This window comes from Salinivibrio kushneri, from assembly GCF_027286325.1.
GTDB lineage: Bacteria > Pseudomonadota > Gammaproteobacteria > Enterobacterales > Vibrionaceae > Salinivibrio > Salinivibrio kushneri_A.
In genome coordinates, this window is sequence record NZ_CP114589.1 from 628,880 (window position 1) to 652,591 (window position 23,712).

Annotated in this window: 21 protein-coding genes; 8 read left to right on the plus strand and 13 right to left on the minus strand. The window is 48.9% G+C overall.

Features of this window, described 5'->3' with window-relative positions; all coding sequences use genetic code 11:
* Positions 1-80: 80 nt before the first annotated feature.
* On the plus strand, positions 81-521 hold the full coding sequence (locus N8M53_RS15645) for a bactofilin family protein (RefSeq protein ID WP_269580269.1): 441 nt from the start codon (positions 81-83) through the stop codon (positions 519-521).
* A gap of 12 nt (positions 522-533) precedes the next feature.
* Complete coding sequence (locus tag N8M53_RS15650; RefSeq protein ID WP_269580270.1) at positions 534-959, plus strand: DUF3069 domain-containing protein; 426 nt, start codon at positions 534-536, stop codon at positions 957-959.
* 82 nt (positions 960-1,041) lie between these two features.
* Here N8M53_RS15650 and aroG read toward each other — a convergent pair whose 3' ends face one another.
* The gene (gene aroG / locus N8M53_RS15655; RefSeq protein ID WP_269580271.1) at positions 1,042-2,124 is read right to left on the minus strand and encodes a 3-deoxy-7-phosphoheptulonate synthase AroG; all 1,083 of its coding nucleotides are present in this window, start codon (positions 2,122-2,124) and stop codon (positions 1,042-1,044) included.
* A gap of 279 nt (positions 2,125-2,403) precedes the next feature.
* On the opposite strand from aroG, the gene N8M53_RS15660 reads away from it, so the two are divergent.
* Both N8M53_RS15660 and N8M53_RS15665 read left to right on the plus strand, forming a co-directional pair.
* Positions 2,404-2,943, plus strand: a complete 540-nt coding sequence (locus N8M53_RS15660; RefSeq protein ID WP_269580272.1) for a hypothetical protein — start codon at positions 2,404-2,406, stop codon at positions 2,941-2,943.
* A 199-nt stretch (positions 2,944-3,142) separates the two neighbouring features.
* Positions 3,143-3,340, plus strand: coding sequence for a hypothetical protein (locus tag N8M53_RS15665; RefSeq protein ID WP_131825352.1), 198 nt, complete (start codon positions 3,143-3,145; stop codon positions 3,338-3,340).
* Positions 3,341-4,001: 661 nt separating this feature from the next.
* Here N8M53_RS15665 and N8M53_RS15670 read toward each other — a convergent pair.
* A complete protein-coding gene (locus N8M53_RS15670) occupies positions 4,002-5,321 on the minus strand; it encodes a DEAD/DEAH box helicase (RefSeq protein ID WP_269580273.1) in 1,320 nt (439 codons plus the stop codon).
* Positions 5,322-5,454: 133 nt separating this feature from the next.
* On the opposite strand from N8M53_RS15670, the gene N8M53_RS15675 reads away from it, so the two are divergent.
* Together N8M53_RS15675 and N8M53_RS15680 are read left to right on the plus strand one after the other, a co-directional pair.
* Complete coding sequence (locus N8M53_RS15675) at positions 5,455-6,000, plus strand: NUDIX hydrolase (RefSeq protein WP_269580274.1); 546 nt, start codon at positions 5,455-5,457, stop codon at positions 5,998-6,000.
* A gap of 92 nt (positions 6,001-6,092) precedes the next feature.
* Complete coding sequence (locus tag N8M53_RS15680; RefSeq protein ID WP_269580275.1) at positions 6,093-6,575, plus strand: PaaI family thioesterase; 483 nt, start codon at positions 6,093-6,095, stop codon at positions 6,573-6,575.
* A gap of 310 nt (positions 6,576-6,885) precedes the next feature.
* Here N8M53_RS15680 and N8M53_RS15685 read toward each other — a convergent pair whose 3' ends face one another.
* From N8M53_RS15685 to N8M53_RS15705, 5 genes are all read right to left on the minus strand, one after another.
* Positions 6,886-9,951, minus strand: a complete 3,066-nt coding sequence (locus tag N8M53_RS15685) for an efflux RND transporter permease subunit (protein ID WP_269580276.1) — start codon at positions 9,949-9,951, stop codon at positions 6,886-6,888.
* A complete protein-coding gene (locus N8M53_RS15690) occupies positions 9,948-11,042 on the minus strand; it encodes an efflux RND transporter periplasmic adaptor subunit (RefSeq protein ID WP_269580277.1) in 1,095 nt (364 codons plus the stop codon). The genes N8M53_RS15685 and N8M53_RS15690 overlap by 4 nt, the downstream gene beginning before the upstream one ends.
* Positions 11,039-12,076, minus strand: coding sequence for an efflux RND transporter periplasmic adaptor subunit (locus tag N8M53_RS15695; protein WP_269580278.1), 1,038 nt, complete (start codon positions 12,074-12,076; stop codon positions 11,039-11,041). Before N8M53_RS15695 ends, N8M53_RS15690 begins: the two co-directional genes overlap by 4 nt.
* 123 nt (positions 12,077-12,199) lie before the next feature.
* Positions 12,200-15,766 carry an ATP-binding protein gene (locus N8M53_RS15700; protein ID WP_269580279.1) on the minus strand — a complete coding sequence of 1,189 codons (3,567 nt, stop codon included), beginning with the start codon at positions 15,764-15,766 and terminating at the stop codon, positions 12,200-12,202.
* Positions 15,767-15,768: 2 nt separating this feature from the next.
* Complete coding sequence (locus N8M53_RS15705) at positions 15,769-16,977, minus strand: EAL and HDOD domain-containing protein (protein WP_269580280.1); 1,209 nt, start codon at positions 16,975-16,977, stop codon at positions 15,769-15,771.
* Between the two features lie 182 nt (positions 16,978-17,159).
* Between N8M53_RS15705 and N8M53_RS15710 the strand changes: the two genes are divergently transcribed.
* A complete protein-coding gene (locus N8M53_RS15710; RefSeq protein WP_269580281.1) occupies positions 17,160-17,348 on the plus strand; it encodes an ATPase in 189 nt (62 codons plus the stop codon).
* A gap of 169 nt (positions 17,349-17,517) precedes the next feature.
* Here N8M53_RS15710 and N8M53_RS15715 read toward each other — a convergent pair whose 3' ends face one another.
* The gene (locus tag N8M53_RS15715) at positions 17,518-17,859 is read right to left on the minus strand and encodes a 4a-hydroxytetrahydrobiopterin dehydratase (RefSeq protein WP_069586485.1); all 342 of its coding nucleotides are present in this window, start codon (positions 17,857-17,859) and stop codon (positions 17,518-17,520) included.
* Complete coding sequence (gene phhA / locus N8M53_RS15720) at positions 17,852-18,676, minus strand: phenylalanine 4-monooxygenase (RefSeq protein ID WP_244323572.1); 825 nt, start codon at positions 18,674-18,676, stop codon at positions 17,852-17,854. Before phhA ends, N8M53_RS15715 begins: the two co-directional genes overlap by 8 nt.
* 269 nt (positions 18,677-18,945) lie before the next feature.
* Between phhA and N8M53_RS15725 the strand changes: the two genes are divergently transcribed.
* A complete protein-coding gene (locus tag N8M53_RS15725; RefSeq protein WP_269580282.1) occupies positions 18,946-19,251 on the plus strand; it encodes a DUF6482 family protein in 306 nt (101 codons plus the stop codon).
* A 17-nt stretch (positions 19,252-19,268) separates the two neighbouring features.
* Here N8M53_RS15725 and N8M53_RS15730 read toward each other — a convergent pair whose 3' ends face one another.
* The 4 genes from N8M53_RS15730 to N8M53_RS15745 form a co-directional block, all read right to left on the minus strand.
* Positions 19,269-20,003 carry an SDR family NAD(P)-dependent oxidoreductase gene (locus N8M53_RS15730; RefSeq protein ID WP_269580283.1) on the minus strand — a complete coding sequence of 245 codons (735 nt, stop codon included), beginning with the start codon at positions 20,001-20,003 and terminating at the stop codon, positions 19,269-19,271.
* Positions 20,004-20,090: 87 nt separating this feature from the next.
* A complete protein-coding gene (gene fhuB / locus N8M53_RS15735) occupies positions 20,091-22,058 on the minus strand; it encodes a Fe(3+)-hydroxamate ABC transporter permease FhuB (protein WP_269580284.1) in 1,968 nt (655 codons plus the stop codon).
* A complete protein-coding gene (locus tag N8M53_RS15740) occupies positions 22,055-22,918 on the minus strand; it encodes an iron-siderophore ABC transporter substrate-binding protein (RefSeq protein WP_269580285.1) in 864 nt (287 codons plus the stop codon). The genes fhuB and N8M53_RS15740 overlap by 4 nt, the downstream gene beginning before the upstream one ends.
* Positions 22,915-23,694: an ABC transporter ATP-binding protein gene (locus N8M53_RS15745; protein WP_269580286.1), complete on the minus strand. Its 780-nt coding sequence runs from the start codon at positions 23,692-23,694 to the stop codon at positions 22,915-22,917. Before N8M53_RS15745 ends, N8M53_RS15740 begins: the two co-directional genes overlap by 4 nt.
* Positions 23,695-23,712: the final 18 nt, after the last annotated feature.

The following is a 23,712-nucleotide window of genomic DNA, read 5'->3' on the forward strand; positions in this document are numbered from 1 at the left end:
TGGGTTGTACACCAGAGCGCCACCATCCGTGCACAGCTAATGATATACTTGACCAAAATGATGTATTTGGAGAGCACGACATGGGTCTGTTTAGTTCAAAGTCTACCCCGAGTCATGGCTTATCGATCGTCGCCAGAAACTGTAAAGTGGTCGGTGATATTGATCTTGAGGGTGATATTCAAATTGATGGATTTGGGGAAGGCAATATCATCCAGGCTAACGCTGTTGTTATCTCAGCATCAGGCCACTTTCGCGGTACCATCAACGCTAAGCATATCACCATCAATGGCTTGGTAGAGGGGCAATGTGATGCAGACGCTATTGATATTCTCTCTCAAGGAAAAATGAAAGGCGTGCTGAATACCGAGCAACTGACCATTGAAAAAGGTGGACTGCTTTCCGGTGAGAACCGTGCCACGCTATCAACAGACACCGTAGTACCCTTGGCGGAACAAGCAAGATCTGACGATAAAGCAAGCAAAGATAAAAAAGCTCATCCACCCTCCTCGAAACAGTCGTAAGGAAGCCTGTGAATGTCCGACTCTAATCAACCATCGGTTAGCTTTGATAGCTTTTCTCCTGAGCTACAATGCGTGATCCGTTATGAGCAAGCCCCAGAAGCCATGTACACGATGATCGCCTCTGTACATGATGCGTCCAGTGCCAGTGTCAAAGAGGCGTGGGAAAAACTGCCTGCCAGTGCGCAAAACATTCTCGACAACTATGATCAATTTCACGCGCTCGTCGCCATAAGTCAAAGCTATGCGGGTATCGATGCATTGAGCGAACTCGAAAAAGTTGACTTAAGTGATATGTCTGATGAAGAGCGTGATAACTACAAAGCGCAAATTCTTGATGATGTGCTCAACTCTTGTGTCAAAGATTTATCGAAGCAACTGAAGCAAGCACGTTTAAAGCCTGGATTAAAACGCGAGTTTCAAGCTATTTTCCAAAAATAAGAAAGGCCAGTGCCATGCACTGACCTCTGTCTTTGATTCGCCCCCACTCGTTGGGGGCTTTTTTGTGACCAAACAGACGCGATTAAGCGGACTCACTGAGTGGCGTGGTCTTTTCGCGGCGTGCACGCACAGAGGCCGCCAACTGGTGGAGTACCCTCTCGGTATCTTCCCAACCAATACAACCGTCCGTAATGCTTTGACCATAGGTAAGCGACTGACCGTCGGTTAAGTCTTGGCGACCTTCGACGAGATGACTCTCAATCATCACCCCAAAGATCGCTTTGTTACCTGCTGCAATTTGTCCCGCCACATCTTCGCTGACTTCTTTCTGTTTTTGATATTGTTTGCTGCTATTGGCGTGGCTTAAATCAATCATCAATTTTTGCCGTAATCCAGCATCCGCCAACGCACCACAGATGTTATCGACATCACCCGCGTAATAATTAGGCGTTTTGCCTCCGCGTAAAATCAGATGACAGTCTTCATTACCTGCGGTCGCGACGATCGCAGAGTGTCCATATTTGGTCACCGATAAAAACTGGTGCGGTGAACTCGCTGAGCGAATCGCATCCGTGGCAATTTTGATATTCCCATCTGTGCCATTTTTAAACCCAACGGGACATGATAGCCCAGAGGCAAGTTCGCGATGCACCTGAGACTCTGTAGTCCGCGCCCCAATCGCGCCCCAGCTAATTAAATCAGCCATATACTGTGGCGTGATCATGTCAAGAAATTCTCCCGCCGCAGGTAAACCAGAATCCGCAATGTCTAACAGTAAATTACGCCCTAGCCGCAAACCATCATTTATTTTAAAGCTGTTGTCTAAATATGGGTCATTAATCAGGCCTTTCCAACCAACCGTCGTGCGCGGCTTTTCAAAATAAACCCGCATCACCACTTCCAAGTCGGCACTTAATGTCTCACGCAGTTGTTTAAGTTTTTTGGCGTAGTCACGCGCCGCATTGGGATCGTGAATAGAACAAGGCCCGACAACGACAACCAAACGATCGTCTTGGTCGTTTAAGATCTTATGGATTGCCTGACGCGCGTTAAATACAGTTTGTTCTGCCGCGTCAGTCGCTGGAAACTTTTCCAAGACAGCGATAGGCGGAAGGAGTTCTTTTATTTGATCAATTCTAACGTCATCCGTTGGGTGTACACTCATGGGCTAATCCTGTGTTTGCGTGTCGCTGGCTCACGTAGCTGACTGCCACGTTTTCTTTGTTAGACTCCTACGCTAACCTGCCACATTCTTTTGTGCAAATATTTTTTTACGCAAAAACAAAAAGCCAAATCAAACAAAAAATTGACACAAGCACTGCGGTGAATTAAGGGCGAATTGATGTGCGCTGTGACTTAAATACAGGTGCAAGATCGGCTAAGTTATTGCACTGACCGCGTTGAAGCTATTACACTGATGTTAAATGCAAATGGAGTAAATGCTGTGATCTCACGCCTCAGTAAAGCGGCACTATTGGCCATGACCCTGTCCGTACCCGCAGTACATGCGACCAATTTTGATTACAACCATATTCAGGTCAACGTCCTGGCAAATCCTAGTGGGATTGGCGGGCTGGGACGTTTTGCGTTTACGGAAGGTGCACACTTTGTCGCCAAAGGGGATACGCAGTTCGAAGGAGACTGGTATACCTCTGGCGGTGTGGGGTTTCATGCCCCGATTAATCAGTTTGTCGATGTGTATGGCGAGCTGGAGGGCGCTTGGTTTAGGCGGCCAGACGACGACAAGCACGATACCGGTGATTTTGCCACAGTAATTGGTGCCGGATTGCGCGGCTGGGTAGCCCCACCAATTGAGGCCAACTTGTACGTCGGTTCTATCATCTTTGATCAAGACGACACCACCAGCTTAGTAGAAATTGGCGGGCGCTTTCACTCCACCGAAACCTTGTCGTTAGGCGCGACGTGGCGTGCCAATGGTTTGGAACAAAATCGCTTGATTTTTTCTGTCAGATACCTGTATTAATAGCGAGCGGTAACCCTCTACTCCCTTGTGTTACCGCCCAGTGTGACCTCTCTCACTGGTTATATTGTCAATCTAAACTAAGTTTAAGGTATGGACGTAGTCGCTATTATAAGGCGGGCGTCTTAGTGCGTGGTGCAACTCCCACAGCGATGCTCGTTGTGATTGTGCGTGGGAACTGTCGGAGGGTATAACGATGGTGATGACTCAACGTATTGATGAATTTGAAAGAAAAATCCAAGAGGCCTATCAAGAAGGCAATATTGAAACCGCTCATCGCTTGGAAGAGCAAGTAACGATGCTGCGGCGACGTCAACTCAAGCCTGCTGCTGACTTTCAAGCCGCCAGCCAAGTAGAAGACTTTCATGAAGTGTCAGACGGCGACTATTACGACAACTGATCCAGAACATCGACGCTTATAAGCATAAAAAAGCCTTCTCCGTGGAGAAGGCTTTTCGTTTTTGCTGAATAAAACGAGTGTATAAAAGGGCTCAATCAGCAGATTATTGTGCAGCACGTTCACGGCGAACAATCCACGCCGCAGCAGTGATAAAAGCAACGACCAGTGCAGTTTCCACAGCAATTTTCCCAGTTTAAAAGATGATAGACAGAGCGATACGCGTTTTCAGCAACTCAAACTGTTCAAAGGATGAGCGCTTTCCAACAGATGGACGTAGTTTACGGATAAATCACTGTAAAATCAGCCATAGAATCGATCTCACGCAAAGAAAAGTGAGTTTTTTGGTCAACTTGACACTTGAACGCATAAAGTTTCATCACTTAACATCTTGTGGTGCGACAAAGCGCAGCTTTCACTGTTAGCGATACGTCATGTTTAACCAATGACGCCTCTAGTTAGGGAGATTGCCACGATATTGAGGCAAAGACAGAGATAAATCATGGAGAGAGGTTTGATACTCGGCCTATGCCTTAAAAGTAGCGTTAAAGTGGCAGAGCAATCGTTATATTGCGTAGTCGAGAGGTTCCGCTACACCATTTGGTATAGCGGAAGAGTCAGTGTTTAAGAGTCAGAGCCAAAAAGCTCAGCCATTACAGCTCGATTAAGACTCAGGTTTGGACTTCTTTCTTACCAAAGGCGCATCACCAACCGGCACGTTGGTATAAAAGCTTCTATCTCGCTTTTTTGGCGCCTTTTTCTTGTTCTTAACCGGGGCTTTTTTGGGTTTAGCAGACTTAGAAGGTTTTGCTTCTTCAGCTTTTTTCTCTTTAAAGCCCTTAAACTTTCCTTCAAAGCCTTCAATCTTAGTAAACTCGAGTTTTTGCTGTAAAAAGCCTTCTATATTTTTAAAACTACGCCAATCTTTAGGCCCTACCAGTGAGTAGGCCAACCCTTGCTGTCCAGCACGACCAGTACGCCCGACTCGATGAATATATTCCTCCGCATGCTTTGGCATATCAAAGTTGATCACCAAAGAGACATTCATCAAGTCTAAGCCACGTGATGCCACGTCTGTGGTCACCAATACTTCGTGAAACCCACGCTCAAACTCGTTCATGATTCGGCTGCGTGTGGCTTGGTTTAATTCGCCGCTGAGTGCAATCGCTTGGTAGCCAGCCTGAGAAAAACGTTCAGCTAAACGCTCTGTGTCCGCACGTGTCGCGGTAAAAATCATGACTTGTTTATGCGCATTGGCTTTGAGCAGTTGCTCAAGCAGCGCATGTTTATGGTCGAGGTGATCACTCAGCACAAAGTGTTGCTCAATATCGCCATGTAACGCTTCAATCTCTCCCACGGCAACACGTTTGGGTGACTTGAGCATCCCCGCTGCGATGTCTGTCACTTGCTGATGATTCAAGGTTGCAGAAAACATCAGTGTCTGCCTTAAACGATGATCAGCATGTTGGTTAACCGTATCGAGCTGCGCTTTAAAGCCCAGATCAAGCATGCGATCCGCTTCGTCCAAGATCAGCATTTCCAGTCCCGACAAAGACAGATGGCGTTGTTCAAGATGATCAGCTAATCGACCCGGTGTCGCAACCACAAACGTTGGCGACTGGCGAAACACCTTCGCTTGCTCGTTAAAATTCTCGCCACCGAGTACCAAAGCCGGTTTGTGGCTGGTGCCGCTAGTCAGCATACGCAGCTGACCATACACTTGTTTGGCTAGCTCACGAGTCGGCGCCAAGATCAAAACACGCGGATCACGACGACTGAGGGGTTTAGAACGCAACACACGCTGCATAGCTGGCAACAAAAACGCCAGGGTTTTCCCCGACCCTGTTTTTGAAGAGGCCAATAAGTCTTTGCCAGCCATTACAACGGGAATGGCTTGACGTTGAATGTCTGTTGGCTGTTCAAATCCACGGTGGGCAATAAGCGACAGTAAGCGTCTATCGAGTCCCAGATCGTCAAATTGCAAGGTATCACTCCAAAGGTAAATCAAAAGCAAAAGGCGTGCACACGCCAATTAAGGCGGCGAATGCTATCATACTTTAGCAAAAAACACCGCACCAAAAATACTGATTACGCCACGAACAGAGGGCCACGCTAACATGAATGACACGATACGCTACCAGTGGAAAAAGCTCAGCTTGGTGGAAGCGCATACACAAACACCTGATGGTCTACATCACGTACATCATGTCGTACGCCACCCCGGCGCCGCCGTGATATTACCCCTGACTGAAGATGGCAATATACTGCTGCTCAAGCAATTTCGCCCTGCTATCAATCAATGGATTATTGAAGCACCAGCAGGCACGCTGGAAGCGGAGGAGCCACCGCTAGACGCCGCTAAAAGAGAGTTAGAAGAAGAGGCCGGTTATGTGGCGACTCGCTGGCATCCACTCGGCATCGCGCATCCTGTACCTGGATTTTGCGATGAAGTGCAGTATTTCTATATTGCCCAAGCGCTCACCCCCACTCAGACGCAATTAGATGACGATGAATTTATTGAGCCTTATTGGGTGAGCCCTTCCCAGTTACAGGCACTCGTTGCAAATGGAAAAATCACAGACACCAAAACCTGCGCCATTATTCTCCGTGCCTTGTGTGGTGGATTAATCCCAACGATAGACGTCGAATCCCTGAAAAAATAAAGCACTAGACCACAACTTTGTTAACAAGATGTTGACGGCAAATTGGGCACCGATGTAGCGTAACAGGTATGACCAGATAACAAGGAGTGTCTATGTTCTCGTCTCCGTTAGCACGCGCTAATCAACATTTGTCATTATTCGGCTTCTTAAAAGTGCCCATGATCGGCTGGTGTCGCCCCAAGATCCTTTCTATCGACGATAAGCATGTCACGATGCGAATCCCGCTGGGACGGCGTACCAAAAACCACCTCAACAGCATGTATTTCGGCGCGTTGGCGGTTGGCGCGGATGTCGCAGGTGGCTTTCTTGCCATGGCCATGGCCGAGCAACGCGGGGTTAAAATTAGCTTAGCGTTTAAATCCGTCAATGCTGATTTTCATAAACGGCCAGAGGATGATGTAGTGTTTACTTGTCTTGATGGAGACAAAATTAACCAGATGATCAGTGAATCAATCGAAACGGGTCATCGCGTTAATCAACCCGTCACCATTGTAGCCACATGCCCGAGCTTACACGGGGAGGAGCCTATGGCGACCTTTGAATTGACGCTATCAGTCAAAAAAATCGGCGAATAATCCCCCATCACCTTGCTTTTCACTGTCGTTGTTTGTCACGCCTTCAGCCAGTCTGTCTCGTCAATGGACTGGCTCTATTTATCAATACAATATAATCAACCAGTTACATAATACCTATCATCATTGTGACTTTGATTCTGAATTCTCAGTTATATTATTGACTTTAAGCAACGCTGATAAAATCGCGAGATTGCGCTGAAATTCACCGAGTTATCAACTGTTTTTGTGGATTAAATTCAAGTTATACACAGGGACGTTTGTCTTAAGGTTGAAACAAAAAAGCACCGTTAAAACGGTGCTTATAGTGGGATCATTCAGGGTGGTAGCGAATTTGGTAGAAGATACGGTACAGCACAGGCACCACAATCAATGTCAATACGGTGGCAAACCCGAGCCCAAACATAATCGTCACCGCCATCGGCCGGAAGAAAACATCCGGCAACAAAGGAAGCATCCCTAAAATAGTGGTAATGGCGGTCATGCACACTGGGCGTACCCGGCTCACTGCCGCATCGACGACGGCTTGATAGCGCTGCTTACCACTGGCCACTTCGATATTAATCTGATCGATCAACACAATGCCGTTTTTGAGCAGCATCCCACTCAAGCTTAAAAAGCCCAAGAGTGCCATAAAACCAAACGGGGTATCCAGCAACAGCAACCCTGTGGTGACCCCAACCACCGCCAAGGGCACCGTCAGCCAAATGATCAATGACTCTTTCACCGAGTTAAACAGCAATATCGTGACCAGGAACATAAACAAATAACCAAGCGGCATAATGCTAAATAAGCCCTCTTTCGCCTCTTTGGAAGATTCATGCTCACCGCCCCATTCAATGCTGTAACCTTCAGGTAGAGGAATCGACTCAATATCAGCACGCACACGGCTTAGCAAGGTCGCCGCGGTGGTTTCCCGTAACGGATCGGGATCGGCCAACACGGTGAGCATTCTTTTGCGGTTTTTACGCATGATGATCGGATCTTCCCAACGCATGTCGTAATCGAGAATGACTTGCTGTAAAGGAATGTAGTCTTTCAATACCGGGCTCCATATTTTCATGCCTTCTAAGGTATTGATGTTCACACGCTCCTCATCGGGCAACCGTGCAACGATCGGCATAAGGTTGGTCCCATCTCGGTAAACACCAATCCGTTTGCCGCTGAATGTCATTGCCAGTAACTCGTCAACATCTTTTTTGGTGATGCCATAGCGTCGCGCCTGACTTTCATTAAACGCAGGTTCAAGAACTTTGGTGCGATTACGCCAATCATGGCGGATATTCACCGCATCAGGATCCTGATGCAGTCGCGCTTCTACTTGTTTAGCAATTGCGCGTAACTTAGTGGGATCTGAACCAAAAATACGCGCCTCAATTTTCGAGCCGGTAGCAGGGCCTAAGGAAATAGGCTTCAGTTTAAGCTGCGCATCTGGGTACTGGCTACGAACATGCTCTCGCACTATGCCCATAGTGGGTTTAACATGGTCGTATTGATCAACACGGACGATCAACTCACCATAGGCGGCATATGTTTTCTCCGGTGAATAGGTCAACATAAAACGTTGCGAACCTTGTCCGGCACTGGTAGACACATAGTTGACGCCTTGTTGTTGACTCAGCCAGCTCGACACGTCGTCCAATGTACTTTGTGTTGCACGAATATCGGTGCCTTCTGGCAACCAAACGTCGACCATAAACATGGGCGTGGTAGAGTCTGGAAAAAACGACTGCTTGAGGTGACCAAAGCCATAAATACTGGCCCCCAGTGCCACTACCATCACTAACAAGGTGATATAGGCGTGATGCATGCAGGCGGTAAGAAAACGTTTATACACCACAAACAGAATCCCGTTGTAGGGGTCACTGCCCTCATCCCCTTCTTCGAGCGGTGTTTCTTTGAAGAACACGCTGGCAAAGAAAGGCGTTAACGTGATAGCGGTAAACCAACTTAACAGTAAGGATATTAATAACACTGTAAATAAGGTGCCGCAGTATTCGCCCGTTGCGTCCTCGGACAAGCCAATCGGGGCAAAAGCCGTTACCGCGATCACTGTCGCCCCAAGTAAAGGCCACTTAGTTTGCGTCACAATGTCGTGAGCCGCCTGTAGACGGGTTCGTCCTCGCTTTAAGCCCACGAGTATCCCTTCGACCACCACGATGGCATTATCCACCAACATCCCTAGGGCAATGACTAACGCCCCGAGAGAGACGCGCTGAAGGTTAATTTCGAAGTAATACATGAATACAAACGTACCCAGTACCGTCAGCAATAACACCAAACCAATTAATAATCCCGAGCGCAGGCCCATAAAAAAGAGCAGTACGATAATTACAATCGCCACCGCTTGGCCTAAGCTGGAGACAAACCCGCTCACTGAGCTATCAACCTCATTGGGCTGGTTGTAGACATGATGGACATTGATTCCCACAGGCTGATCACTGTTTAACGCTGCAAGACGCTTATCCACATTGTCGCCGACTTCTACCACGTTCACACCATCAGCAAACGATACCCCTACTTGTAGCGCTTGTTTGCCGTTGTACGAAATGATCTGCCGCGGTACCTCTTGGTATCCACGCTTTACCTCGGCAACGTCGCGCAAATAAATCAGCCCTTGTGACCCTGCTTCAGTGAGGATCAAGTTGCCCAACTCATCTACGGAGGAAAACTCGCCGGTTGGGTGAATGCGAATATATTCATCACCCACACGCAATGCTCCAGCGTTGCTCACGAGGTTTTGCGTCGCCAACAAGTTAAACAAGGTATCCGGTGAGATCCCTAAGCTACTTAACCGCTGAATCGAGACCTCAATGAAGACTTGCTCTTGCTGCGTACCACTGACTTGCACCTTGCCAACACCATCAACAAGCTCAAGCTCGCGGCGCAAAAAGTCAACATAGTCTTTCAGTTCGCTGTAGCCGTATCCTTCGCCAGTGACGGCTAGCATGATCCCAAACACATCACCAAAATCATCTTTCACCTGTGGCGGATTGACCCCAGGAGGAAGCGACCCACGCGCATCATGGACTTTTCGTCGCAACTCATCCCAAATTTGCGGCAAATCATCGGCGCGGTATTTGGGTTTCATTTTGACCGTGATCTGAGACAAGCCACGACTGGAGATAGAACGCACTTCATCCACATAGGTCAGCTGCTGAACCGCCTTCTCCAGCGGATAAGTGACTTCTTCTTCCACCTGTTGGGGGGTCGCGCCTGGATAACTGGTCACCACCATCGCATCTTTGATGGTAAAAGCAGGGTCTTCTAACCGCCCTAACCCCAAAAATGCAAGGGTGCCACCAATCAAGAAAATCAGCGTGATCATCCAGCTAATCACTTTATTTTGAATAAAATATCCGGCTACACCTTGCTTCATGATGCGTTTTCCTCTTTCGATGCCAGCGTCACTTTTTGCCCCTCAGACAGGTGATTGGTCCCTCCTACCACGATACGATCCCCTTTTGACACACCATGGGTAATTTCTAGCCGCTGGCCATGAATACGCCCCATCGTTACCCGCTGTTTAGTCACGGTTTGCGTGTGACTGTCATAAATCCATACATAGCTGTGGGCGCGATCCAGTGGGTCCCCGTCTTGGTTAAACACCGCTTCGATTGGCACAGAGAGTCCGGTACGTGTCAGTTGTAGCCCTTCCCTCGCAATACTGACCTGTACGGGCATGCCATCTAAAATAAACTGCTCCTGCGGCATTGGCATGGTTAGCGTCACCACAAACGCACCACTGCTCGGATCCGGCTCTGCCGTGTATTCATCGATCGTGGCTGGGTAAGACTGCCCTTGCTGAGTTAAGACTCTCGGTTTGAGTCGATCTTGCACTTCTTCTGCACTCACGCCCGTGTTTTGGGTGAATAACACATCCGGCACTTGTACACGAATATCAGCACGCGAGGCGTCATGAATATTCATAACGCCTTGGCCTGGAGCAATAGTTTCAAATGGCTCAACATTCAGCTTAGATATCACTCCGTCAGCTGGCGCTCTGAGCGCAACATAAGATAAACGAAGCTTGGCCAGCGCCAGCTCCGCTTGCGCAATTTCGCGCTGCGCTTTTAACTCATCAAATTGTGACTGGGCAAGCATACCTTTCTCCACCAAGGGCGCTGAGCGGCGATACTGCGCATCGGCCACGTCAAAACGTGCACTGGCATTCTCTACCGCTAAGCGATAGTCAGTAGGCTCCAAACGTGCCAATACCTGCCCCTGCGTCACGCGATCGCCCGCTTTGACATTAATGGCTTGGATCTCTCCCGGTACACGAAAAGCCAGTGTCGCTTTATCAGCCGCTGCTGCCACGGCGGGAAACGAGATTCGTTCATTCAGTTGCTGTTGGCTCACCGTAAATGTGGATACCACAGGCAAAGGCGCTGGTTGAGCATCGGGGGCGGGCTCGCATCCAAACAGTGCACTGACTGCGATCAGACCGAACATGGCTTTTATCGCTCTCATAGTCCTCTCTCCTTCACCCATGCTTTCACACGATCACCCTCTTTAAGTGCGCTGACGCCAGTCGCCACAATCACATCGCCATTTTCTAGGCCCGAAACAACTTTTCCTTCACGCAAGGTGACTGGAGTGAGCTTAACTGTTCCCTGTTGACTAACACGCCACACGGCTTTTCCGCCATTTGCGTCGAGCAACGCAGAAGCCGGTATTTGCGTTTGTGATTCGGTAGGAATGGTGGCATGTACTTTTGCTGCCATCCCCGGCAAGACATTGATGGCATCAGGCCGGTTTAAACTCACCGTGACATGGTAAGAGGCGGTTTTAGGATCCGCCTCTGTGTCTATTTCTTTAAACTGTGCAGGAAACTGTCGCGATGGATGAGTATCAAATGACACGCTCGGCGCGAGTGTATCAACATGTTGAGCAAAATAGTGAAAGTAGCGCTCTGGTAATTGGAAACTGACATTAATGATATCTTTAGATTGAATGTGTAGCACTGGCGCTTGAGCTTGCGCGAACTCATTACGCTCTTTCATTCGGAGTGAGACAGTCCCCGCGTACGGCGCTTTCAGTTGCGTATAATTCACATTAGTTTGTGCTTGCTCTAAACCAGCCGCTGCTTCACTGAGTGCCGAGCGGGCTTCATCAAACCTTTGTTCGGAAATCACTTTATCATTATGTAGGCGCTCGGCACGATTAAACTGTACTTGGGCAAGCTGATACTGCGCACGCGCCTTGTCTAATTGCAGTTGATACTGCTGGCTGTCTAACGCCGCCAGTACTTGCCCTTTCGCGACATCCATACCGGCTTTAATCGGCATTGACTCGATCACCCCTGACACACGAAATGAGAGCAAGGCTTTATCATCCGCTTCAACTTGAGCAGGAAATTGGCGGGTGAGCCCATCTTCATTGGTGACTACGGTCAGTAATTTGGCGGGTCGAGGCGGTGTTTCAGACGATGTAGATACCTGCGGTTCACCACAGCCAACTAGGGAGAGAGCGAGGCAACCGCTCAATACAAAACGCTTTATCATCAGCTATTCCTTACAATAAAACCCAGGGTCCGACAGCGTTTGTCAGGCCCTAGGTCTTTGATGGGTCATTGTTTTTATCTTATTCCGCGCTAACCGCTATGCTAACCAGTGCCGAATAATGTATCAAGATGTTTCAGGTAGATGCTCTGCCTGTTGAATCACGCGTGTTGTCTGATCCTCTATCGCCTGAAGGTAAGTATGTAGCGCCTCCACATCATCATGCGGCGACTTTTCCAACTCAAGACATGTTTGTGATAGCTCTTTGGCGCCAATCATTGCCGCCGCCCCTTTCATTTTGTGGGCAAGCTTTTTGATTTTACCAATATCTTGCTCTTCAAATGCGGTCTTCAAGGCCTCTAAATCATTCGTTTGGTTTTTTACGTACTTATCAAGCAGCATTTTTACCAAATCCATGCTATCACCGATCTGGTCTTTGACATGCTGGATATCAATTGGGGGTGAGGTATCGCTCATTGTGCTCCCTCCGGATTGCTGCTCTGGTTCTGGTTCTGGTTCTGGTTCTGGTTCTGGTTCTGGTTCTGGTTCTGGTTCTGGTTCTGGTTCTGGTTCTGGTTCTGGTTCTGGTTCTGGTTCTGGTTCTGGTTCTGGTTCTGGTTCTGGTTCTGGTTCTGGTTCTGGTTCTGGTTCTGGTTCTGGTTCTGGTTCTGGTTCTGGTTCTGGTTCTGGTAAGGAGTTTGTATCTATGGATGCATCTGTAAAGGACTCACTGGCCAAATCATCCAACGTTGTTTCTTCTTCGTCAGGATTTTTATCGCCATAACTGACCGCATCTGGATGGGCGTATAGGAGTAACAATTCAATGAGTTGATTTTTACTGAAGGGTTTAGCGAGATGCCCGTTCATCCCCGCTTCCACACAACGCTCTGCATCGCCTGAGAGTGCGTTAGCCGTCACAGCCAAAATAGGCGTCGTTTTGTCGAATTTTCGGATCTCTCGTGTCGCCTCAAAACCATCCATTTCTGGCATCTGACAATCCATTAAAATGATATCGAATGGCGAAGATTTGTGGAGTTCTAACGCTTCTTTACCATTGACGGCAAGCGCGCGCTGACAGCCTAATTTGGACAAAATAATGTCAATCAATTCTTGGTTAACCAAATGATCTTCGGCCACTAAAACGTTGAGGTTGAATTGAATATCATCATACTGTCCAGCCATAGGCCCAGGCTCTGTCAGTGCATTCTCATCTTCGGTCAATACACGATATAATTCAACGTGATAAATCGGACAGGTCAGCGTCGCCATGCCAGTGTCATGATGGCCATCATGGCTAATAGCAACCGATTTATGCGCTTGTCCGATTAAATGCTGACAGCTTTGCATCTTGTCCTGATCGATCATCAACACTGCTTGGCTCGGGTTATCAAAAGCAATTTCACTGCCATCCGAATAGTTGACTAAATCCAACTGTAGACGCTCTAAATAGTTCGATAGTATTTCAATCAAAATGGCGTCTTCAGACACGAGGTAAACCTTGCTATCTGTCATATTTTCATCAAGTGCGTAGCTTGACATCAATGTCGAGTCAGCCTTAGCGACCGTCACAGGCACTTCCGCGGTGAAAGTCGTACCTTGGTTTTCTCGACTACGGATAGAGATATCACCATCCATTAGCCGTAAAAGCTTACGACAGACAGGTAAGCCCAGTCCTGTGCCTTGATAAGAGCGTGAATATGAATTATCGACTTGCGTAAAGTTTTCAAAAATGGCTTCGTGGCGGTCTTCTGGGATTCCGATCCCTGTATCTTCTACTTCCATGATCAATGTTACCGAGCTATCGCTCGCTTGCCGCTGGAATAAACGCACGGCAATGTGCCCCTGTTTAGTAAACTTAACGGCGTTGCCGACCAAGTTTATGATCACCTGCTTGTAACGCATGGCATCTAATTCAATGTCACAGGGCATATCAGGGTCAATGTAACAATGTAAGCGCAACTGTTTTTCCGCGGCTTTCGCAGTAAAAATACTTAAAGATTCGTGGACAAGATCCGCCAGATCCAATGACTGTTTGGTGAGCGTCATCTTGCCGGCTTCAATTTTGGTCAAATCGAGCACATCGTTAATAATATTCAGCAGTGCGGTCGAAGAATGCTGTAAGGTATCAACAAAATAGCGTTGCTGCTGAGTGAGCGGTGTCTCCATCAAAAGGTTAGACATACCAACAATGCCATTCATTGGTGTGCGAATTTCATGACTCATCATTGCCAAGAAGTTGGTCTTTGATTCATTCGCCCGCTCTGCTTGCTCCTTAGCTCGTGCCATTTCTCGCGAAATCATGTCATTAAGCGCTTTCTGCTGCACAAAGTGCACCATGGAGCTCAAACTTGATAGTATCGGCTCAATCCACCCCTGAAGCTCTTCATTATAGGTGGTCGATTCGTCAAACAAGCACACCACCCCCACCATCTGGCTAGACATGTATAGCGGCGTACCGTAAACGTTAATAATCATTTTCTGATTATTCCCCGCTACACTCGCCATTTGCAGGCTACGTTTGCTTTGTTTGGTTTCGATAATTTCCTCAATGAGTCCTCGCACAAACTCTTCACCAATAAACTCATTTTTCACCAATCGAGTTTGTGCCAACACTTTATAAGGCAGATTGTTTTTTATTGCTTCTTCATCGTTATGACCGACCTCAACAATAATACCATGATTACTTTCGCCTATACGTAGCAGTATCTGCAAGACATCCTGAAAGCTCTTACCAAAGTCTTCCCTGATTAGAAATTTGTCTTGCAAGCTTTTCATGGCTGAGAAAAGCTCGGCCCCTTTAGATACCTTCTGCTTATCAAGGTGCTGCTCTGTGATATCGCGAATAATCGCCACGTTAAGTGCTCTAGGGTCTTCATCTTTGATAGGGGTTGATTTGACTTGCACAATACGGACACCTTGATCCGTATCTATCTCGTACGACCGCTGTAACTGCCCACCGAGACCATAGAGAGCTTGTGAAAAATAACCTCGTGAATTAGGGCTGACGCGAGAGATAATGGTAGATAGGCTGATCGCTTCATCGGGGACAGATTCTAACTCGAATAGCTTTTTGGCCGAATCATTAATGGTTATAATACTGTGCTTGTCACCGAGCACTAATAACGCATCCGTATAACTATGAATCACCGTATTTAAATACACTCGGCTTTGTTCCGCTCGGTTGATCTGCTTGGCGTATTTCCAAATAAAAAAACCGACCAATAAGTTCAACAGAATGATTTGCGTGGCAGTGCGAAGTATTTCTGTGTTGAGTTCTTTATCTATATATCGGCTATCTTGATAAATGATCAGCCTACCCACATTCACAGATTGTTCTCCCTGGTCATAAACCAAGGGAACGTTGATTTTTTTTAGCTCATCATTTGACCGCATGCCTTTAGAGTCAGTCACATAACGAAATTGTTCATTGGTATCTGTCAGCTCAAGACGATGGACATAACGAGAGCCCATTTCACTGTCTAAGTCATTTTGAACATTATTAAAGTCATAATTCCACATCAAAGTAGGAAGACGTTGCTTTAGGCGTTGAGTGATAGAATTAATGTCTTGGTTCATATCAGACTCAAGCCGACCTTTGGCTACATGGTAATTGTAGTAACCAAACACACCCAAGAGTAGGGTAGCCAGTACAATTAAAATAACAGCGAGCCGCATACCTACTTTATTCATCATGATCACACCTGCATTGTCGCCGCCAGGGTTTGGGTTTGGTATCGGGCTTTATCAAACGCTTTTAAAACCGCGCGCTCTCTTAGCGCCATTTTTTCACACAGCGACCCAACCCAATCCCAATTGGCATGCTCAATATGTTTACATAGTTCCAAGAGTTCACCGTAAGAACCCGTTCGTGATAGTAATGCCTCTTTTGCCTCGTTATTGAGTGAGAGCTGTACCACAACGTCCTCCATTGGTACACCTAACATCGCATCAAGGAGTGAAAAAGCCCCTACCAGAAAGGCTTCATCAGGATCAATATCTTGCAGTAATGGGCTTGCGTGTTGCATAAAAATAGCACGAAGAATGGCCGCGTTCTGCAAATGTGAGCATTCTTGATGATTCATGTTAGACATAATCAACAGCGAAATCAGTCGCCGCAATGACTCTAACCCCAGGTACACCACCGCTTGTTTAGGATTAGTAATCGCTTTCTTTTTTGACTTCGCTAAAATATTGGCGCTTGTGACGACTTTGTAGAGCAACGAGACATCCCGAGAGATAACCTCTGTGATTTCATCGATATCGTGAGGGCTACGATTAATCACGATACACGCATCCAGTAAACTGATCACTGAGGGCGCCACATCGCTATGACTTTTAATTTGAGGTTGCTCGAAAAAATAGCCTTGAAACAAGCTAAACCCAAGCTGCTTAGCCAAGACAAACTCTTCGTTGCTCTCCACTTTACTTGCCATAAAACGCGCCTGGGCATAGTCAGAAATCGCTGCGGTCCACTCGTTCAAGCTTTCTGTTGCCATACTGACCCGCACCACATCGAATAAGTCCAGATGCCTTTGCCAGCGGCTCGAGAAGACATCACTCTCTCCTAAAATGGTAAAGCCTGCTTTCCGGTAAGACTCCAGTTGCTTCACCAGCATTGGCGTCGCTTTGCACTTTGCGGTGACACAGATCACTAAAGATGTTACTGGAATAGAGAAGGGGATCTCATCAAGCAGTGCAGTCTCCGAAAAGCTCACCATGTATCGCAAGCTGTCATCGAGTTCTTTCCCTGATAGAAAATTGGCGCTGAGAATGCGCGATGTCGCCGTATCTTCATCAATTGAAGGAAACTTGTTTTCTTGACCTTCCCTAAACAGAAGCTCATTGCCCCATTGGTTCTGCGCTTCGTCAAAGATGGGTTGGCACGAAAAAAAAATTTCACTCACAACTCACTCTCCCTAAAACAATCCCTTACTACAAACGTAGACCAAAGGTATGACTTATGGCGCCTTTTTTTTGATGTAACTGAGTGTGTTAAGCGAGATCACAACAGCATCGATCGTCTTTTACTTGGGCAAAATAACGATTTTTGCTAGGCTCTGCGTTAAGCATATCACGAGGTACATTTATGGATGTTTTGAATCAACTTGCCAATGACGCGCCTGAGCATGAGCCAGAGACTTTGCCATCACTCGACGAACAAAAAGCGATTGTGGCAAAGCTCAAAGCCCTTGAAGAGAAAGGTGAGCTCACCGATGAAATCTTGGCGCAGTATTTTGCCGTTAAGCAAAAAGACGCAAGCGACGAAGAAGAGTAAGAACAACACGATAAAGTGACCGCGTCACTTTTGAAGTTTATCTTGCTCTATTTAGAGTTATGCCAATGAAAAGCATTGGCGGCGCAGGATTGATACTTGCGTGACAGGGATAGATAGCAAGTGAGCGAAAAAGATACGCCCCGAGATCACTCTCGGGGCTTTTTTTGGTTTACTCAGGGGCAATGCCGTCGGTTTTCGCCGCACAAATAAAATCATTTTTGTGCAGGCCTTTAATCTTATGCGACCACCAAGTCACGGTCACTTTACCCCACTCCAGCAAGATAGCGGGATGGTGGCCTTCTTGCTCAGCCAGCTCAGCCACTTGGTTGGCAAACGCCCACGCCAACTTGAAGTTGCGGAAGGTGAACTCACGTTCGAGCTGATCAATCCCATCTCGTGTTACTTTGCGCCACTGCGGAATGTCTTTAAGCAGCGCCGGCATTTCCTCAGCGCTGACCAAAGGGGCATCAATATTACAGGCTTCACATTTCAACTCAGTTAGTTCAGACATGTTGCGTTTCCTTTTGCTGTTCTGTCTTTTTCGGTTTGGGCGGGAACAAAGGCGCATGAAGGCCCAGTTCCATGGCTTGATGCACATCAGCAATCAAATCACGTTGGCTAATGGCAAATAAATCGTCAATCGACTCAATGGTAAAGTAAATGGGTTGCATAATGTCAATCCGATATGGCGTGCGCATGACATCTATCACTTCTAAAGGCTTACGCACCGCTTTGTCGCTATTAAAGGCGTACTCGGTCTCCGCCGGTGAAGACAAGATGCCGCCGCCATAAATACTGCGATTGCCTTGCGAGTCACTGAGTAAACCAAATTCGACCGTAAACCAATATAAGCGTGCAAGATAGACGCGCTCTTTGGGCGTGGCCTTCTTACCCAGTTGACCATACATATGGGTAAACTCAGCGAACGCTGGGTGGGTCAGCATCGCACAGTGACCGAAGATCTCATGAAAATAATCCGGCTCTTGCAAGTAATCGAAATCGTCTTTGGTGCGCAAAAAGGTCGCCGCAGGGAATTTCTTGTCCGCCAGTAAAGCGAAGAACTGGTCGAAATCAATCAACGCAGGCACAGGGGCCACTTGCCAGCCCGTCTCTCGCATTAACACGGCATTCACATCTGGGATCTGTGGCACCGTGTCATGCGGCAAGTCGAGCATTCGTAACCCGTCGAGATATTCCTGACACGCTTTGTCTTTGATACACGCAAGCTGCCGTGTGACTAACTGGCGCCATACATCGTTTTCTTGTGCCGACCAGGCTACACGACCCCGCTCATCAACTGGTTTGGATTCGTATTTACTCTGTTTCACGTTCACCGCCTTGTGTCGTTGTCTGGCGTAAAAATCGCGCGTAAACAGCGGCCCTTAGCCTTACGCAATGTCTCCGTTACTCACAGATTACGTCGACTTTGCTGAGAAAATCATCTCCTCACCTCGGTTTTGATTTTACCTTTGCGTAACATTTATTTTACATTGCGCATCCAAAAGGCTATCGCTGCGGGGAATGCCTCACCCTCGAGGGATCCGCGTGCTTGCATGGCTCGTAGTATTTAAGAGAGACCTAACTGCAAGGACGAGTGATGAATTTACAACTGAGCGAACTGATAAATTACGACAACATTGACAAGATTCAGATCCGTGGCATTGATGGCATGTTATATCAAGCCATCGCCTTTTTACGTCACGGCGATATGGTGGAGCAGAAGCTGATTTATCAAGGCGATAAACCCTATTTATCTCGCTGCTTGCTGGCGGTGAAAGATGATTTTGAATGGGTTAATGCCGCGCAATACGTATTAGTCACTGACACGGCATATGATGAAATGATAGGGCTTGGCACGGAAAAGCCTTTGTCGACTTTGGAGCAGCCATTGCATTGGAAATAACGCAACAATGCCCCAACCTATGGGGCAATTTCCTCCCCGTCCCACGCAAACAGACGCCCAGTATGGCGACTGTCGAGGCCATCTAGTACCGACAATAAGTAGCCAGCCGATTGAGCCGGGCTGAATAACTTACCGGGCTTAACATTGGCTTGGTATGGCGCGGATAAACGACTGTCGACGGTCCCCGGATGCAGGCCAACCACGGTTAATGATTTGTCTTGGCGACCAAGCTCAATGCTCATGCATTTGATCACCATGTTCACCGCCGCTTTGCTTGCACGATAGGCGTACCAACCGCCCGCACGGTTATCACTGATACTACCCACGCGCGCCGACAAGATAGCGAGCTTCGCCTCAGCGTTGCGCTTCAATTTGGCCGCAAGATGTTTGCTCAACAGCAGCGGCGCAACGGCATTCACATCAAAAAGCTGGTGCATGGCCTCACTGCTGCACGCCGCGAGCCGCTTTTCTGGACTCACCGCATCATCATGAAGCATGCCCGAGGCAATGATCACCGCATCTAAACGGTTGTCGTCGATGTGCTCGACCGCCGCTTGTATTGATGCTTCATCGCGAATGTTCACCGCCACAGGCACTACCTTTTCACTTATTTCAGCAAGTGGTGCGGGGTGGCGCCCCAGCGCAAAGACTTGCTGAATGGATGGCTTGTCGAGCAATGCGCGGCAAAAAGCTTCACCAATCGCGCCACCTGCACCGACAACCGCCACGCGCTGCATGGAATCACTGTTCATTCTCTTGGCTCCTCAAACAAAAAGAGATGCAAACTGCATCTCTTTAGTTAGGGATGAGGCGATCCTGTCGATCACCGCACGTTAAAACTATAGCTTACGTAGCACGATCATGAGGTAAAAGCCGCCAATCAAGGAAGCAATGATCCCAGCTGGCATTTCTTGCGGATACAACCATTGTCGTCCGAGCCAATCGGCAAACAGCATCAATCCCATGCCAATCAAACCGGCGGTGACCATATGCGCCCGGGCATTTTTCGCCCCCCAGCTACGCGCAATGTGCGGGGCCATCAGCCCGACAAAACTAAGCGGCCCCACCACCAAGGTAGCACTGACGGTCATCACCGCAACGAGGGCCAGCAACAGCATGCGGGCACGCCCTACCTTAACCCCCAAAGATTGAGCCGTTTCGCCACCGAGCGGCAAAATATCGAGCCAACGCTGGCACATTAATCCTAACGCCACCAGCACGGCGGCAACCAAGGCCAGTGTGGTCACCGTACTGTCCGTCACATAGTAGGTTGAGCCTGAAATCCACGCGAGCACTTGATACGCGCGAGGATCGCCACCTGCCATCAAGAAGCTTTGTACCGCTTGCATCAGTGCGGCTATGGCGACGCCAGTGAGCAACACCTTTTCTGGCTGAAAGCCAGTTTTGCGATTAAGCAGCACAATCAACGCCAAGGTTGCCCCCGCACCGATTAGACCACCGACATATAAGCTCAGCATAGATGCGCCCATGCCAGCAAAAATAGTGACAATCAGTCCCAGCGCCGTACCGGCACTGATCCCCATCACTTCAGGGCTCGCCATCGGGTTAGCACTTAAACGCTGAAGCACGGCACCGGCAACAGCAAGCACACCACCCGCCAATGCCGCGGCCAGCAACCGTGGCAAGCGCCACTCCAACAAAGACCAATCGCCGCTGAGCGCCAGCCACTGCCAGCCCTCACTTTGACGCGATACGGTAGCAAAAATCACCACACCCAACACCAGTAACATCAGCGTTCGGCCTAGTGGCCAATCCTGACGTGGTGCGGACGTACCGGCATGCATTTGTTGGCGTTGACGATTCCCCAGTGACACCCGTGGTAACAACCACAAAAGAAGAGGCGCTCCCAACGCTGCCGTCGCCGCCCCCGTGGGCACCATCATTGCCCGGCGGCCGGGTAACAGTTGGACAGCCAAATCGGTGGCTGCCAACATCAAGGCACCTAAAATCATCGCCAAGCTCAAACGGGTAATAAGCTTACGTGCGCCACATAAACGCGCAATCGCGGGCGCGGCGAGACCGACAAAGCCAATCACGCCAATCAAGCTAACTACCCACGCGGTCAGAAGCACCGATAGCCCTAGAGCAATCACACGGATTTTCGCCAGTGATACGCCCAAGCTTTTCGCCCCTTCATCCGAAAGACTCAAGACGTTGAGCGGCTTTAATAAGGCAAGGATCAACACGACCGCCAATCCAATACGCGGCAGTAAGGCTTGCACACTGTGCCAGTCGGTTTGCACCATCGAGCCCGCGCCCCACACCATCATGCCGTGTAGCGCTTCTTGATTCATCAATAGCAGCACGGTGCTGAGCGCGCCGCAGTAAAGGTTTAAAATCAACCCCGCGATCACTACTACGGTGGGCGATAGGCCCCGTCGCCATGCTAGCGCAAAGACCACCAGCATGGTCAGCACTCCGCCAGACATCGCCACCATCGCGCTCGACCAAGTCAGTAGCCAAGGGGCATAAAGCGTCGCAAGCATCAGCGCCAAGCTAGCGCCATTCGCCACCCCCAGCGTCGAGGGCGAGGCCAAGGGGTTGCGCAGCACTTGTTGCATCAAGGTACCGGCCAGCCCCAAACACGCCCCCGCCAGCAATGCGGTGACCAAACGCGGCCACCAGGTTAAATGCATCACCACCCCAATCGACGCACTGTCATCCAGCGACCATAGAGACTGCCAGAGCATGGATGCATTCACATTCCACTGCCCCAACTGAGTGGAGGCGAGGCTTAACAGTGCCGCCAGTAATGCCAAGGGCACCCATAACAGGTTCAGTTTCATGCCTGCCCTCCTTGGTCGATCAATGCCGCGGTCACAAGGCGGGCAAAGCGTAACGCCGATGGAATCGCCCCAAAGCTCCATACCGGATCAATCATCAATGGCGTATGCCCCGTGCGTTTAACCAAATATTGCCAAAACATATTGGTCTGAAGAGTTTGCTCGACGCCCGCGGGGAGTGGGCGCACAATCACTAGTTGCGCATCAAGGTCTAGCAGCTCGCGGGTGGAGACCATGCTAAACCCCCAACTGTTAGTGGTATTTTGCCACGCGTTGCTAAGCCCCAATTCACTGATAGCGGCGTGATACAAGCTGTTCGTCCCAAACATCCGCACATGATTGGCATCCAGAAACTGGATCATCAACAGCGGTGGCTGTTCGCCGGGAATGGTATCGCGCAAGCTCGCCAATTGCTGTTTCGCATTAGCAATCAGGGTTTCACCGGCCTCAGGACGGTTGGCCTCGCGCGCAATTTGCCGCGTCACGGTTTTGAGCGACGCCCAGCTTAGGCCGCTTTCATACAGAGGAATTGAGCTGACCGGCGCAATGGTGCTTAGCTTGGGCTTCATTGCCTTAAAAATGGGCGAGATCAGAATTTTATCGGGGTGAAGCTCGGCCAAACGCTCCATGTTGGGCTGGGTGCGAAGCCCAATATCGACGGTTTTTTCTGGAATGGGCGGGGCTTTCACCCACGAATTGTAATCCGCCTTTTGCGCGACCGCGACGGGCGTCACCCCTAAGGCCAACAAGGTTTCAGTTTGGGTCCAATCCAGCGAAAGAATACGAGGCGATGCGCTGACGCTCGCTGACATCATGGCCGCGGTCAGCCAGACCACAAGCGTCAAAAAAGAGGACTTGATCATACCGGCGATAACTCCCCCGGCATAGCAACCGCATAGCCGGCGGTATGATCGGCAATCGGCATTTCAATACCATAAATCGATTTGAGGGCCGACTCTTGAAACACATCGCTAACCGCGCCTTGCGTCAGGACTTGCCCGCTGTGCAGCGCGACAATCTCATCACAAAAACGCGCCGCCATATTAATGTCGTGCACCACGATAATGATGGATTTATCCAGCTCTCGGCTGAGTTTACGCACCAAGGTCATCACTTCAACTTGGTGGGCCACATCCAGTGCAGATAGCGGCTCATCGAGCAGTAAGTAACGCGTTTGCTGTGCCAGCAGCATCGCAATCCACAGCCGTTGGCGCTCGCCGCCTGATAAGGTATCGACCAAGCGCTCGGCATAATCTTGGGTACCAGTGAGCGCCATTGCCTCGTTGATCGCTTGGTGATCGGCTTTGGTCAACCGCCCCAGCAAGCCATGCCAAGGATAGCGACCAAAACTGACCAACTCATACCCAGTTAAGTTATCGGTTGCCGGTAAATGCTGTGGCAAATACGCCACCTCGCGCGCAAAGGCTTTTTCTGACCATTTCGACAAGGGCTTTTGGTCTAATACGATCTGCCCGCTGCTGGTTGCCTGTTGCTGCGCTAACAGCTTTATCAACGTTGACTTGCCCGACCCATTGTGTCCGACTAACGCACAGATTTTTCCCGGCGTAAACGACAAGCTCACCTTATCGAGTAACACTTTTCCGTTGACGGCAAACGCAACGTCCTTTGCCTCTAACATATCCCGATCCTACTTCTG

What these genes read in the sequence shown, in the direction of transcription:
- N8M53_RS15645 (WP_269580269.1), top strand. Translation starts at nt 81, where the DNA reads ATGGGTCTGTTTAGTTCAAAGTCTACCCCGAGTCATGGCTTATCGATC.
- N8M53_RS15650 (WP_269580270.1), top strand. Translation starts at nt 534, where the DNA reads ATGTCCGACTCTAATCAACCATCGGTTAGCTTTGATAGCTTTTCTCCT.
- aroG (WP_269580271.1), bottom strand. Translation starts at nt 2,124, where the DNA reads ATGAGTGTACACCCAACGGATGACGTTAGAATTGATCAAATAAAAGAA.
- N8M53_RS15665 (WP_131825352.1), top strand. Translation starts at nt 3,143, where the DNA reads ATGACTCAACGTATTGATGAATTTGAAAGAAAAATCCAAGAGGCCTAT.
- N8M53_RS15675 (WP_269580274.1), top strand. Translation starts at nt 5,455, where the DNA reads ATGAATGACACGATACGCTACCAGTGGAAAAAGCTCAGCTTGGTGGAA.
- N8M53_RS15680 (WP_269580275.1), top strand. Translation starts at nt 6,093, where the DNA reads ATGTTCTCGTCTCCGTTAGCACGCGCTAATCAACATTTGTCATTATTC.
- N8M53_RS15685 (WP_269580276.1), bottom strand. Translation starts at nt 9,951, where the DNA reads ATGAAGCAAGGTGTAGCCGGATATTTTATTCAAAATAAAGTGATTAGC.
- N8M53_RS15690 (WP_269580277.1), bottom strand. Translation starts at nt 11,042, where the DNA reads ATGAGAGCGATAAAAGCCATGTTCGGTCTGATCGCAGTCAGTGCACTG.
- N8M53_RS15695 (WP_269580278.1), bottom strand. Translation starts at nt 12,076, where the DNA reads ATGATAAAGCGTTTTGTATTGAGCGGTTGCCTCGCTCTCTCCCTAGTT.
- N8M53_RS15700 (WP_269580279.1), bottom strand. Translation starts at nt 15,766, where the DNA reads ATGATGAATAAAGTAGGTATGCGGCTCGCTGTTATTTTAATTGTACTG.
- N8M53_RS15710 (WP_269580281.1), top strand. Translation starts at nt 17,160, where the DNA reads ATGGATGTTTTGAATCAACTTGCCAATGACGCGCCTGAGCATGAGCCA.
- N8M53_RS15715 (WP_069586485.1), bottom strand. Translation starts at nt 17,859, where the DNA reads ATGTCTGAACTAACTGAGTTGAAATGTGAAGCCTGTAATATTGATGCC.
- N8M53_RS15725 (WP_269580282.1), top strand. Translation starts at nt 18,946, where the DNA reads ATGAATTTACAACTGAGCGAACTGATAAATTACGACAACATTGACAAG.
- N8M53_RS15730 (WP_269580283.1), bottom strand. Translation starts at nt 20,003, where the DNA reads ATGAACAGTGATTCCATGCAGCGCGTGGCGGTTGTCGGTGCAGGTGGC.
- fhuB (WP_269580284.1), bottom strand. Translation starts at nt 22,058, where the DNA reads ATGAAACTGAACCTGTTATGGGTGCCCTTGGCATTACTGGCGGCACTG.
- N8M53_RS15740 (WP_269580285.1), bottom strand. Translation starts at nt 22,918, where the DNA reads ATGATCAAGTCCTCTTTTTTGACGCTTGTGGTCTGGCTGACCGCGGCC.
- N8M53_RS15745 (WP_269580286.1), bottom strand. Translation starts at nt 23,694, where the DNA reads ATGTTAGAGGCAAAGGACGTTGCGTTTGCCGTCAACGGAAAAGTGTTA.